Raw genomic sequence first — 12,026 nt, forward strand, 5'->3', positions numbered from 1 at the left:
CGGGCTGCGAGGCGGCCGGAGCGTCAAATGAGCGTCATGTCTGACCGACTTTCTCTCCTCCTTCGGCCGGTACACCGGGCTGTCCGCGTCTCTGATCCCCGTGGCCGTCATGTTGCTGCTCGGGCGGCAGGTCAGCTGCTGGAGGCGCAGCGCTCGGCACAGGGCCGCCCCGGACGCGTCCGGGCGAAACCCGGGCGCGATTCGTACGGGCCGACCCGGTGGGCCGGTGATGAGGCTGGACATCAGGACCGACTCGTCGCCGGGTTTCACCTCGTGCACATCGGCGTCCGCCCCCGGACGCCTGCCCGGGTGCGGCTCAGGCGTCGATGATGACGGGGATGATGAGGGGCTTTCGGCGGTGGGTGCGGAACGCCCAGTTCGCGACGGCACGGGCGAGGAGTTGTTCGAGCTGGCGCGCGTCCCCGACACCTTCCTCGGCCGCGGTGGCCAGGGACTTCTCGATGACGGGGACGACGGACTCGAACGTGGCGTCGTCGTGGACGAAGCCCCGGGCCAGGAAGTCGGGGGCCTCGGCGAGGGCGCCGGTGTCCGCGTCGACGATCGCCACCACCGTGACCACGCCTTCGGCGGCGAGGGTGAGGCGGTCCTTGAGGGACGCTTCGGTGGCGCCGCCGACTTCCATACCGTCCACGTAGACGTTGCCGGCGGGGACCTTGCCGGTGATGGATGCGCGTCCGTCGACCAGGTCGACGACGACGCCGTCCTCGGCGATGACGACCCGGTCGGGGTCGACACCGGTACGGATGGCGAGGTCGGCGTTGGCCCGCAGGTGGCGCCATTCGCCGTGCACGGGCATGACGTTGCGGGGTTTGACGATGTTGTAGCAGTAGACGAGTTCGCCGGCGCTGGCGTGCCCGGAGACGTGCACCTTGGCGTTGCCCTTGTGGACCACGTGGGCGCCCCACCGGGTGAGTCCGTTGATCACCCGGTAGATGGCGTTCTCGTTGCCGGGGATGAGGGAGCTGGCGAGCAGGACGGTGTCGTCCTTGCCGATGCGGATCATGTGGTCGCGGTTGGCCATCCGTGACAGCGCGGCCATCGGTTCGCCCTGGGAGCCGGTGCACACCAGCGTGATCTTGTGGTCCGGGAGCTTCTCCAGCTCCTTCGTGCTCACGACCAGACCGGAGGGGACCTTCAGATAGCCCAGGTCACGGGCGATGCCCATGTTGCGTACCATCGACCGGCCGACGAAGGCGACCTTGCGGCCGTGTTGGTGGGCGGCGTCCAGGACCTGCTGGATGCGGTGCACGTGGCTGGCGAAGCTGGAGACGATGACCCGGCGCGGCGCGGTGCGCATCACCTGCTCGATCGCCGGGTTCAGCTCACGCTCGGAGGTGGTGAAGCCGGGTACTTCGGCGTTGGTGGAGTCGGTGAGGAACAGGTCCACGCCCTCCTCGCCGAGGCGGGCGAAGGCGCGCAGATCGGTGATGCGGTCGTCGAGAGGGAACTGGTCCATCTTGAAGTCACCGGTGTGCAGCACCATCCCGGCCCGGGTGCGGATCGCGACCGCGAGACTGTCGGGGATGGAGTGGTTGACCGCCACGAACTCGCAGTCGAAGGGCCCCAAACCGCGCCGGTCGCCCTCCCGCACCCGCACCGTGCGCGGCCGGATACCGTGTTCCTTGAGCTTGGCCTCCAGGAACGCCAGCGTCAGCTTGGAGCCGACGACCGGGATGTCGGACCGCTCGCGCAGCAGGTACGGTACGCCGCCGATGTGGTCCTCGTGGCCGTGGGTCAGGATTACGGCCACGATGTCGTCCAGCCGGTCCCGGATCGAGGTGAAGTCCGGCAGGATCACGTCCACGCCGGGCTGGGTCTCCTCGGGGAACAGCACGCCGCAGTCGACGATGAGCAGCTTGCCCGCGTGCTCGAAGACGGTCATGTTGCGGCCGATCTCACCCAGGCCGCCCAGGGCGATGACCCGCAGCCCTCCTTCGGGAAGGGGCGGGGCGGCTTTCAGCTCGGGGTGCGGATGACTCATACCCTGACGGTACCCGGAGAGCGGGACAGGTGATCCATAACCTCCTCCCGACAGGGTCGGGGCACCACAACGGTGTCCGGGGACGATCTGATGACGCCGGCGGCCGGACAGGGAAGGGAGGGGTCAGGCGGGGTCCAGCCAAGGTGAGCTCAAAAGCCGCCACGAGATGATTTTGGAGTCCAGTACGAAGTAGACCGGCCCCGCGGAGGAGTCCGAGCGGATCTCGCCGGCGCGGATCATCTGGATGACCGCGGCGCGGATGGCGTCGTAAACCGAGTCGGCGACGGCGTGCTGCGGGGCGGTGATCATGTCGGCCTTCACCGTCCAGTGCTCGACCAGAGACTCGATGGCGACGAAGACGGCGTCCTGCTCCTCGGCCTGCCGGTACGCCTCTTCGAAGGCCGCCATGCCCGTCGCAGTCGGGCATGAGGTCGGCGGGGCAGGGAGCCGGCAGCGGCTGCATGAGAACCACCGTGCCAGGCGCGGGACGGCACGGACGTCGACACGGCAGGCGTGTGCCTCGCTGGGCCTGACAGGCCGCCGATGGGCAACCGGCGCGCCGGCCGGGCTCCGGCCCGGGACTGGTGGAACCGTCTTGGACGGAGAAGGACCCCAGCGTGGTGATCGCCGGGGTCCTTGCCCTGCGGGAGTCAGGGGCGCTCGTTTCAGGGTCCGATGGCGGCGTCAGTCGGTGGCGGGCAGGGAGCGTCGTCCGTGTCTTCGCGCCGGCGCCCGGTCAGGCTGAGGTCTTCGACTGCGGCTCGGGGCCTTGTGCGCGCATTTGCTCGTTGATGCGCTGCGCTTCTTCGAGTTGGTCTTCGAGGACGATGATGCGGCAGGCAGCTTCGATGGGGGTGCCCTGGTCGACGAGTTCGCGGGCACGGGCAGCGATACGCAGCTGGTAGCGGGAGTAGCGGCGGTGGCCGCCTTCGGAGCGCAAAGGTGTGATCAGGCGGTGTTCGCCGAGGGCGCGCAGGAAGGCGGGGGTGGTGCCGAGCATGTCGGCGGCCCGGCCCATGGTGTAGGCGGGGTAGTCGTCGTCATCGAGAGGGGTGACGGCGCGGGAACTGCCAGGGGGCATAGACCTCTTCTTCCGGGGGACGCGTCGGGGGGCCCAGGCGCCGTACTGGCACCCGGGCCCCGAGCTTTCAACACCATCTACCGGCGAACTGCGCCGGCCTTGTATGTCCGCAGGGTCCGCCTGGGAGGGCAGACTGCGGGGATCGCGGATGCGTGACCGGGGACCACCTTCCAATCCGGGGCCTGCGGTACCCGGGCGGACTGCTTCCTCGCCCGGGCGATCCTGATGGCGTCTCGCTCCTTACCTTCGGTTACTCGGTGGTACTGCTGGATACCGCGGGTACTACTCACGACCCTCTTGGGCCGTGTCCTGCTCGACCTGCCGGCACGGCAGTTCGTGTCTGCCGTGCCCACTTCGACTTCCTGGGTACGACAAACACAGTAGCCCTGCGACGGACCAATGTCTATTGTCGTCACGACAGGTTTTCTCCCTGGTTAGCGTCTGGAGTTCTTCCGCAGACACATTCGGAAGAGTGCTGTCCGGGTTGCTTCCCGGCTCGGCGACCACATGCTGAGCCTGGGGGCACAAAACCGGGCAGAGCAGGTCCGGCGCACGGATGAGGCCCAGAGCCGCCCGCGGAGCTGCCCGTGGCGGCGCGTCGACCCGCGCGGCGCGTCGACCGCGCTTCTCAGCCCCCTCCCGTGAGCACGGTGGCTCGGGTGGGTTGGCGGGCGGGACGCAGGGTCGGGTAGGCAAGGGCCGGGCATGAACGATCCGCAGACGAGGGTGACCCCGATGAACACAGGGTCCGTCAACGCCACTTCTGCCCTGTTCCTACGCGGCCGTTGCCGACGCACGCGATACCGCACAAGCGTTCATCGAAGACCTGCGGCAACCGACTAATGCCTCGAAGCACGCCCCTGGCTCGCAGCCGCCGCACATGCGCACCCCCGGCCTGTCGTGCGGCACCAGCGGAGCCGTATGCACCCGTCTCGCCCGGTTGCGCCATCGTCCGAGCCGCCCGTGCGGGCGCATAGAATCCGATCCCATGCCGAAGTCTGACGAGCTGCTCGTTGCGATAGCCGCCCTTGTGGAGTCCGGGCAGAGCAATCAGATGTCCCTGACCGTGGTCACCAGTGGTGCTGTCATCACCGGTCGGCTGGCTCCGGAAGCCATGTGGAGGCAGAGGGTGTCGGAGGTGCTGACGGACTCCGCCGACCTGGGCGAGTTCTCCGCCGTCTTCGACAACCCCACGAGGAAGGACGGACCGCCCACGCATCTGCATTTCCACGTCGCCCGGATCCTGCAGGGTACGGTGGGGATCCCGGAGACAGGCGGGATGTACCGCGTCGCGATCGAGGACGTCAGCGCCTGGACCGTGGGCGACTTCAGCTACTCCGACCATTGACTCACCGACCCACGGCACACAGAGGCCCCGCCGGCACGCTTCCGTTCTAGTGGTCGTCGCAACACCCCGGTCCAAGGGGTGTGAAGGGCTTCGAGATCCGGAAGGATCGGCGGCCTCAGGGACTCAGGAGGTCGGACCCTGAGCGGGAGGAACACCTTCGGCTCGTGGATCTTGGAATAGGGAACACGGAAGCCTGCCGGATCATCGGCATCAACCGCCGCACCGGCAAGCGTCGGCTCTACGGCCGGCAGGCATCCGGGAGGTACAGGGTGGCCCCGCCCATCGTGGACACGGGGCGGCCCTGGCAAGCACCCGAACCCCCGGCTCACCCCGAGGAACCCGTCGGCCCGTCGCGCTGCCTCACCGAGGCCGACCGCATCCACATCGCTGACCGGCTCCGGGAGACGGCGTCCGTCCGGGCCATCACGGCCGAGCTCGGCCGCAGTCCCTCGGCCGTAAGCCGGGAGATCGCCGCAACCGCACGCTCATGCCTCGGAACCGCGCGCCCGGAACCGTGTTCCTTGCCCGCGCCGCATCGATCACCGCCGGAGTGCTGCTCTCGACGCGCCTAGCCGCCATCACCACCGCGCAGTCTCCGCCAGTACGCCTGGGCAGCGGGGCGAGCGGTGAAAAGGGCCTCGTCAGCGCTCCGATCGGGGAAGCACCGCCTCGGCGATGCCGCACTCGGAGGCGCAGAGTCTCTGATCAGCGTGGCCAGCCCTGTCCGGTCGCCACCCGACTCGAGTCACGGACCACACAGTCCACCCCCTCACCCACAACCTGACGCACCACCAGAGCGAGCGTCACATGAGCGTCAGAACTGCCTGGCGCGGACCCTGCGAAGACCGAGAGCACCACGCGCCCACGTTCCCCTTACTGATCGAAGCCGCAGGTCAGGAGCCCTTCGCGACCGGTTCGAGGATCGCGACGCACTCGACGTGGTGCGTCATCGGGAACAGGTCGAACGCTCGCAGCGTCCGCACCCGGTACCCGGCCTCCCGGAAGTAGCCCAGGTCCCGGGCCAGTGCGGCGGGGTCGCAGGCGACGTAGGCGATGCGGCGGGCGCCGAGGGAGGAGAGGTGGTCGACCGTCCGACGGCCGGCGCCGGCCCGCGGCGGGTCGAGGACGATCAGATCGACGTCCGTGATGCCGGTGCGCGGCAGGACCGACTCGACCTTGCCCTGCTCGATCCGCACCCGCGGGAAGTCGGCCAGGTTGTGCCGCGCGTCCTCCACCGCCCGCTTGCCGGACTCGATGCCGAGGACCGCGCCCTTCTCGCCGAGGCGGTCGGCGAGCGCGCCGGCGAAGAGGCCGACGCCGCAGTAGAGGTCGAGGGCCATCTCGCCCTTGCGGGGCAGCAGGCCCTGCATGACGGCCTTGACGAGGGTGTCGGCCGCCTTCGGGTGGACCTGCCAGAAGCCGCCGCTGCCGACGCGGTAGGTGTGGTCGTCGGCGCGCTCACGCACGAACGCGCGGCCGTGGACGCGGTGGATGCCGCCGTCCTTCTCGTCGACGCGCATCACGGAGACGGGCCGGTCCAGCTCGACGAGCGGCAGCCGTGCGCCCGGCTTCGGCTCCAGGATCACCATGCGGTCCTGGGACCCCGTCGCGGCGATCGCCTCCACGGAGGCCATGCCGGACCAGTCCCGGTCCTCGATGCCGAGTTCGCTGACCCCCGCCGCCGCGATCATGCAGTGGTCGATCGGCTCGACCTCGTGCGAGCGGTGGCGGCGCAGGCCGGCGTTGCCGTCCGCGTCCACCGCGTACTGCACCCGCGTCCGCCACTGGGGCACCTGGCCGGCCGGCAGCTTGTCGCCCTCGGCCGGGACCACGGTGCCGTCCCAGCCGACGTCCTCGGGGGTGAGGCCGGCGAGCCGCCGCAGCTGCTCGGTGATGACGTCGGCCTTCAGCCGGCGCTGGGCGCCCGGCTTGGCGTGCTGCCAGTCGCAGCCGCCGCAGCGGCCGGGGCCGGCGTACGGGCAGGGCGCCTCGATGCGGTCCTTGGCGGCCTGGAGGATCTCCACGGCGTCGGCACGCAGGAAGCGGGCGCCCTCCTCGCCCTCCGTCACCCGGGCCACCACCCGCTCGCCGGGCAGCGCGTGCCGGACGAACAGCACCTGCCCCTCGGACGTACGGGCGATGCAGTGGCCGCCGTGGGCGACGGGGCCGATCTCGACCTCGTACTCCTCGCCCACCAGAGACTTCGTCGGTTCTGCCTGCATGGTGGGGTGACTCCAGATCGAGAAGGGGGGAGACGGGGAAGGACACGGGTACGGCCGCACACCGGTGGGCCGGACAACAGCCCACCAGTCTACGGCCTCCCCGCCGTGCCTCAGTCCTTGGCCGCCGAGGACTCCTTCGGCCGCTCCACCGCCGGGCCCCGCCGGACCGCACCCGGGGCGTTCCACTCCTGCCGCTTGCGGGCCCGCAGCTTGGCCGCCTCGGAGGACTGGAGCTGGTAGGGCACCGACGTCACCATGACGCCCGGCGTGAACAGCAGGCGGCCCTTGAGGCGCAGGGCGCTCTGGTTGTGCAGCAGGTGCTCGTACCAGTGGCCGACCACGTACTCGGGGATGATCACGGAGACCGCGTCGCGCGGCGACTCCTTGCGCAGGCTCTTGACGTACTCGATCACCGGGCGGGTGACCTCCCGGTAGGGCGAGTCGAGGACCTTCAGCGGTACGTCGATCCCGCGCCGCTCCCACTCCTCGCGCAGCGACTTCGTCTCGGCCGGGTCGACGTTGACGGTCAGCGCCTCCAGGGTGTCCGAGCGCATCAGCTTGGCGTAGGCCAGGGCGCGCAGCGTCGGGCGGTGGATCTTGGAGATCAGCACGACGGAGTGGACCCGGGACGGGCGGACCAGGTCGTCGCTGGGCGGGCCCTCCGGCGCGGCGATCTCCTCGGCGACCCGGTCGTAGTGCTTCCGGATCGCGGTCATCGTCGCGTAGAAGATGCACATGCCGAGCAGGGCCACCCAGGCGCCGTGCGTGAACTTGGTGACCAGGACGACGACGAGCACCAGGCCGGTGAAGAAGGCACCGAACGCGTTGATCGCGCGGGAGCGGACCATGTGGCGGCGCTTGGCCGGGTCCTTCTCGACGGCGAGGTGGCGGTTCCAGTGCCGGACCATGCCGGTCTGGCTGAGCGTGAAGGACACGAACACGCCGACGATGTACAGCTGGATCAGGCGGGTGGAGTCCGCGCCGTAGATGACCACGAGCAGGGCCGCGGCGCCCGCGAGCAGCACGATGCCGTTGGAGAAGGCGAGCCGGTCGCCGCGGGTGTGCAGCTGGCGCGGCAGGTAGCGGTCCTGGGCGAGGATCGAGCCGAGCAGCGGGAAGCCGTTGTACGCCGTGTTGGCGGCCAGGAACAGCACCAGGGCGGTGGCGGCGGCCAGCAGGATGAACAGGAAGCTGCCCTTGCCGAAGACCGCCTCGGCGACCTGGGAGATCACCGGGTTCTGGACGTAGCCGGAACCGACCGGGACGCCGTTGTGGATCAGGTCGGTGGCGGGGTGCTCGGCCATGCGGACGTTGGTGGCCATCGCGAGGGCGATGATGCCGCAGAACATGGTGACGGCGAGCAGGCCCATCATGGCGAGCGTGGTCGCCGCGTTCTTCGACTTGGGCTTGCGGAAGGCCGGGACGCCGTTGGAGATGGCCTCGACGCCGGTGAGGGCCGCACAGCCGGAGGAGAAGGCGCGCAGCAGCAGGAAGACGAGCGCGAAGCCCGCGAGGCCCTGGTGCTCGGCCTTGATGTGGTAGTCGGCGGTGGGCGCGTGCATGGTGTCGCCGAGGACCAGGCCCCGGAACGCACCCCACGCGATCATGATGAAGACGCCGCCGACGAACACGTACGTCGGGATCGCGAAGAGCTTGCCGGACTCCTTCACGCCGCGGAGGTTCATCAGCGTCAGCAGCACGATCACGGCGGAGGCGCAGAGCACCTTGTGCTCGACCACGAAGGGGATCGCGGAGCCGAGGTTCTCGATGCCGGAGGCGATGGAGACGGCGACGGTGAGGACGTAGTCCACGAGCAGGGCGCTGGCCACGGTGAGGCCGGCCTTGGGGCCGAGGTTGGTGGTCGCGACCTCGTAGTCGCCGCCACCGCTCGGGTAGGCATGCACGTTCTGCCGGTAGGAGGCGACCACGGTGAACATCAGCACCACGACCGCGACCGCGATCCACGGGCTGAAGTGGTACGCCGACACGCCCGCGATGGACAGGACCAGCAGGACCTCCCCCGGCGCGTAGGCGACGGAGGACAGCGGGTCGGAGGCGAAGACGGGCAGTGCGATGCGCTTCGGCAGCAGCGTTTCACCCAGCCGGTCACTACGCAGTGCGCGCCCGATCAGGATCCGTTTGGGCACGTCGGTCAGTTTGGACACGAGAGAGGATCGTAAGCCTTCGAACTGGCACCCGCCCACCCGGCGTGCGCGATCTGCCTCACGAGTGAAATCGGGGGCGCACGGAACTACGGAATCCGTCGTTCGTGTGCCCTCCATGCCTAGATGGCAAACCCCGCCTGTCTTCGCACTTCGGAGGTTCCATGCCCGCGACCGCGGTGCTGATCGGGGCGGTGCTCGCCCTGACCGGCCTCGGAATCCTGACGCTGTGCAGCGTGCGCAGCATCACTCGCCGTCGGCTCCCGCCGGGCCGGGCACAGGGGTGCCCACCGCCCGGCGCCCGTGTGTAGCTTTGGGCGTCGGTCTGAGACCCTGATGCTGAGCAGTAACTTTTGGACACCGGAAGGACGGTCGTGCACATCGTCATCATGGGCTGCGGAAGAGTGGGATCCGCTCTTGCCCAGACCCTGGAGCAACAGGGCCACACGGTCGCCGTGATCGACCAGGACCCCACCGCCTTCCGCCGGCTGGGCCCGGGATTCGGGGGACGCCGGGTCACCGGGGTCGGCTTCGACCAGGACACCCTGCGCGAGGCGGGCATCGAGGAGGCCGGCGCCTTCGCCGCCGTCTCCAGCGGTGACAACTCCAACATCATCTCCGCGCGCGTGGCCCGTGAGATGTTCGGCGTGGAGAACGTGGCCGCCCGTATCTACGACCCCCGCCGCGCCGAGGTCTACCAGCGCCTGGGCATCCCCACGGTGGCCACGGTCCGCTGGACCGCCGACCAGATGCTGCGCCGCCTGCTGCCCTCCGGGGCCGAGCCGCTGTGGCGCGACCCCACCGGCGGGGTGCAGCTCGCGGAGGTGCACGTCTCCCCGAAGTGGGTCGGCCACAAGATCAGCAAGCTGCAGGAGGAGACGGGCGTCCGGGTGGCGTTCCTGACCCGCCTCGGCGAGGCGATCCTGCCCACCTCCCAGACGGTGCTGCAGGAGGGCGACCTCGTGCACGTGATGATGCGGACGGACGACGTGGAGAAGGTCGAGGCGGCGTTCGCCGGTGGCCCTGAAGAGGAGGGCGGTCACTGATGAGGGTCGCCATTGCCGGGGCCGGTGCGGTCGGCCGCTCGATCGCGGGCGAGCTGCTGGAGAACGGCCACGAGGTCCTGCTGATCGACAAGGCGCCGACCGCCATCTCGGTCGAGCGCGTGCCGCAGGCGGAGTGGCTGCTCGCCGACGCCTGCGAGATCACCTCCCTGGACGAGGCGGCGCTTCAGCGCTGCAACGTCGTGATCGCCGCGACCGGCGACGACAAGGTGAACCTGGTCGTCTCGCTGCTCGCCAAGACGGAGTACGGCGTTCCGCGCGTCGTGGCCCGCGTGAACAACCCCAAGAACGAGTGGCTGTTCAACGAGTCCTGGGGCGTCGACGTGGCCGTCTCCACGCCGCGTCTGATGTCCGCCCTGGTCGAGGAGGCGGTGAGCGTCGGCGACCTGGTCCGGCTGCTGCGCTTCAGCCACGGTGACGCCAACCTCGTCGAGCTGACCCTGCCCGAGGAGTCGGCCCTGGCCGGCACCCAGGTCGGGGACGTGGAGTGGCCGCAGGACACGTCGCTGGTCACGATCATCCGCGGCACCCGTGTGCTGACCCCCTCCAAGGAGGACTCCCTGGAGGCGGGCGACGAGCTGCTCTTCGTGGCGGCGCAGGCCCGGGAGGAACAGCTGGAGGAACTGCTGTCGGTGCGCCGCGAGGAGGCCTGACGGCTGCGGCGGTACGACGGTGAAGGGCGCCCTTGCTGCCAAGGGCGCCCTTCTTTTCGCCGGCCCTGCCGACGCAGGGCCTCCTGCCGGTGTGCTGTCCCGCGGGGGGTCCCGCCGGGGTCTGTCCCGCCGGTGGACTGTCCCGCCGGGGTCTGTCCGGCGGTGGGCTGTCCCGCCGGTGGAACCGGTTACGCCTCCCGGCGGTGCCGGCCGCCCGAGGTCTCGCCGCCCTCCGCGGCCAGCGCCTCCTTGCGCTCCTTCTCGGCCTGCTCCTCCGCCTCCATCTCGGCGAAGACGTCGATGGGCGCCGGAGCCTTGGCCAGGAAGAGCCAGGTCAGCCAGACGGCGAGCAGGAACGGCGGGATCTTCAGAGCGATCAGGACCCAGCCGAGCTGGGTGGTGTCGGCCCACCAGTACAGCGGGAAGAGGATCGCGCACTTGGCGAGCAGGATCAGGCCCCAGGCCCAACTGGCCTTGGCGTACGCCTTCTTGCGGCCGGGGTTACGGGTGCGCCAGGAGAGGTTCTCCTTGAAGACCGGGCCCAGGATGAGGCCGATCAGGGGCACCCCGGCGAGGGTGGTGATGATGTACGCCAGTGCCAGGCCCAGCGTGTACAGCATGCCGGGGAGGTAGAAGTCCTTGGCGTTGCCGGTGAACATCGCGAACACGACACCGAAGGCCACGCCGAAGACACCGCTGAAGGCGTGCTTGACGGTGTCCTTCATGGCAAGCCGGACCACGACCAGGACGAGGGACACCGCCAGCGCGGCGATCGCGGAGAGGTGCAGGTCCTTGTTGATGGTGAAGATCGTGACGAAGAGCAGACCCGGCACGACCGTCTCGACCATGCCGCGAACCCCGCCGAAGGCCTCGAGCAGCGCCGCCTCGGTCACCGCGCGGGCGTCATGTGGCTGAATCTGGTCGGTGTCTTCGGTCGGCTTGTCGAGGGACGTCACCGGCTACTCCCGTCCGAGGGGTCGCAGTTCGTATTTCGGGTTGAACAGCACCCGGCGGCCCCGGCTCATCGAGATCCGGCCCGATGCGATCAGCTTGCGCCCCGGTTCTATGCCCACGATGGAGCGCCTGCCGAGCCACACCACGTCCAGCGCGGCGGAGCCGTCGAACAGTTCGGCCTCCAGGGCCGGGACACCCGCGCGTGGACGCAGGGTGACCGTGCGCAAGGTACCAGTTACGGTGACGATCTGCCGGTCATGGCAGTCGCCGATCTTCGTACAGCCCGCCGTCTCGGCGTCCTCGCGCAGCTCCTCCGACTCCAGGTCCTCCTGCGACGAGGAGAGCCGGTCGAGCATGCGCCGGAACCGGCCGGCCGGCTTTTCGGAACGAGGAACAGCAGTCATATGTGAAGCGTACCGGGGAGCGCCGACAGAGCTGTAAGCCCGCTCACTTCCCTCCAGGCCCGCTCACCCCTCGGCCGGCCCACTTCTCGAACCGGTACCCCATCCCCGGCTCCGGGATACCGCACCCTCGCGGGGA

Annotated in this window: 10 protein-coding genes and 1 pseudogene; 4 read left to right on the forward strand and 7 right to left on the reverse strand. The window is 69.6% G+C overall.

Features of this window, described 5'->3' with window-relative positions:
- Positions 1 to 316 precede the first annotated feature (316 nt).
- The 3 genes from JK361_RS29175 to JK361_RS29185 all read right to left on the reverse strand — a co-directional run bounded on the left by JK361_RS29175 (position 317) and on the right by JK361_RS29185 (position 3,083).
- On the reverse strand, positions 317 to 2,002 hold the full coding sequence (locus tag JK361_RS29175) for a ribonuclease J (protein WP_201823650.1): 1,686 nt from the start codon (positions 2,000 to 2,002) through the stop codon (positions 317 to 319).
- Positions 2,003 to 2,125: 123 nt separating this feature from the next.
- The gene (locus JK361_RS29180; RefSeq protein ID WP_201823653.1) at positions 2,126 to 2,410 is read right to left on the reverse strand and encodes a hypothetical protein; all 285 of its coding nucleotides are present in this window, start codon (positions 2,408 to 2,410) and stop codon (positions 2,126 to 2,128) included.
- A 328-nt stretch (positions 2,411 to 2,738) separates the two neighbouring features.
- Positions 2,739 to 3,083 (reverse strand): MerR family transcriptional regulator, encoded by a 345-nt coding sequence (locus tag JK361_RS29185; RefSeq protein ID WP_122214167.1) that lies wholly within the window; start codon positions 3,081 to 3,083, stop codon positions 2,739 to 2,741.
- Between the two features lie 988 nt (positions 3,084 to 4,071).
- On the opposite strand from JK361_RS29185, the gene JK361_RS29190 reads away from it, so the two are divergent.
- Positions 4,072 to 4,431 carry a GvpU-like protein gene (locus JK361_RS29190; protein ID WP_201823656.1) on the forward strand — a complete coding sequence of 120 codons (360 nt, stop codon included), beginning with the start codon at positions 4,072 to 4,074 and terminating at the stop codon, positions 4,429 to 4,431.
- 80 nt (positions 4,432 to 4,511) lie between these two features.
- A pseudogene (locus tag JK361_RS42875) lies at positions 4,512 to 4,924 on the forward strand (helix-turn-helix domain-containing protein); the annotation flags it as partial.
- A 400-nt stretch (positions 4,925 to 5,324) separates the two neighbouring features.
- Here the strand turns inward: JK361_RS42875 and JK361_RS29200 are convergent.
- Entirely contained in the window at positions 5,325 to 6,653 is a 1,329-nt protein-coding gene (locus JK361_RS29200; RefSeq protein WP_201823660.1) for a class I SAM-dependent RNA methyltransferase, read from the reverse strand.
- A 110-nt stretch (positions 6,654 to 6,763) separates the two neighbouring features.
- Positions 6,764 to 8,818: an APC family permease gene (locus tag JK361_RS29205; RefSeq protein WP_201823662.1), complete on the reverse strand. Its 2,055-nt coding sequence runs from the start codon at positions 8,816 to 8,818 to the stop codon at positions 6,764 to 6,766.
- Between the two features lie 371 nt (positions 8,819 to 9,189).
- Between JK361_RS29205 and JK361_RS29210 the strand changes: the two genes are divergently transcribed.
- Both JK361_RS29210 and JK361_RS29215 read left to right on the forward strand, forming a co-directional pair.
- Entirely contained in the window at positions 9,190 to 9,861 is a 672-nt protein-coding gene (locus JK361_RS29210) for a potassium channel family protein (protein WP_184969883.1), read from the forward strand.
- Positions 9,861 to 10,532, forward strand: a complete 672-nt coding sequence (locus tag JK361_RS29215) for a potassium channel family protein (RefSeq protein ID WP_184969885.1) — start codon at positions 9,861 to 9,863, stop codon at positions 10,530 to 10,532. The genes JK361_RS29210 and JK361_RS29215 overlap by 1 nt, the downstream gene beginning before the upstream one ends.
- Before the next feature lie 188 nt (positions 10,533 to 10,720).
- Here JK361_RS29215 and JK361_RS29220 read toward each other — a convergent pair whose 3' ends face one another.
- Together JK361_RS29220 and JK361_RS29225 are read right to left on the reverse strand one after the other, a co-directional pair.
- Positions 10,721 to 11,488 carry a DUF3159 domain-containing protein gene (locus tag JK361_RS29220; RefSeq protein WP_201823664.1) on the reverse strand — a complete coding sequence of 256 codons (768 nt, stop codon included), beginning with the start codon at positions 11,486 to 11,488 and terminating at the stop codon, positions 10,721 to 10,723.
- Positions 11,489 to 11,491: 3 nt separating this feature from the next.
- Complete coding sequence (locus tag JK361_RS29225; RefSeq protein ID WP_078629620.1) at positions 11,492 to 11,890, reverse strand: OB-fold nucleic acid binding domain-containing protein; 399 nt, start codon at positions 11,888 to 11,890, stop codon at positions 11,492 to 11,494.
- Positions 11,891 to 12,026 lie beyond the last annotated feature (136 nt).

The organism is Streptomyces musisoli (genome assembly GCF_016741855.1).
In the GTDB taxonomy this organism is placed as follows: Bacteria; Actinomycetota; Actinomycetes; order Streptomycetales; family Streptomycetaceae; genus Streptomyces; species Streptomyces musisoli.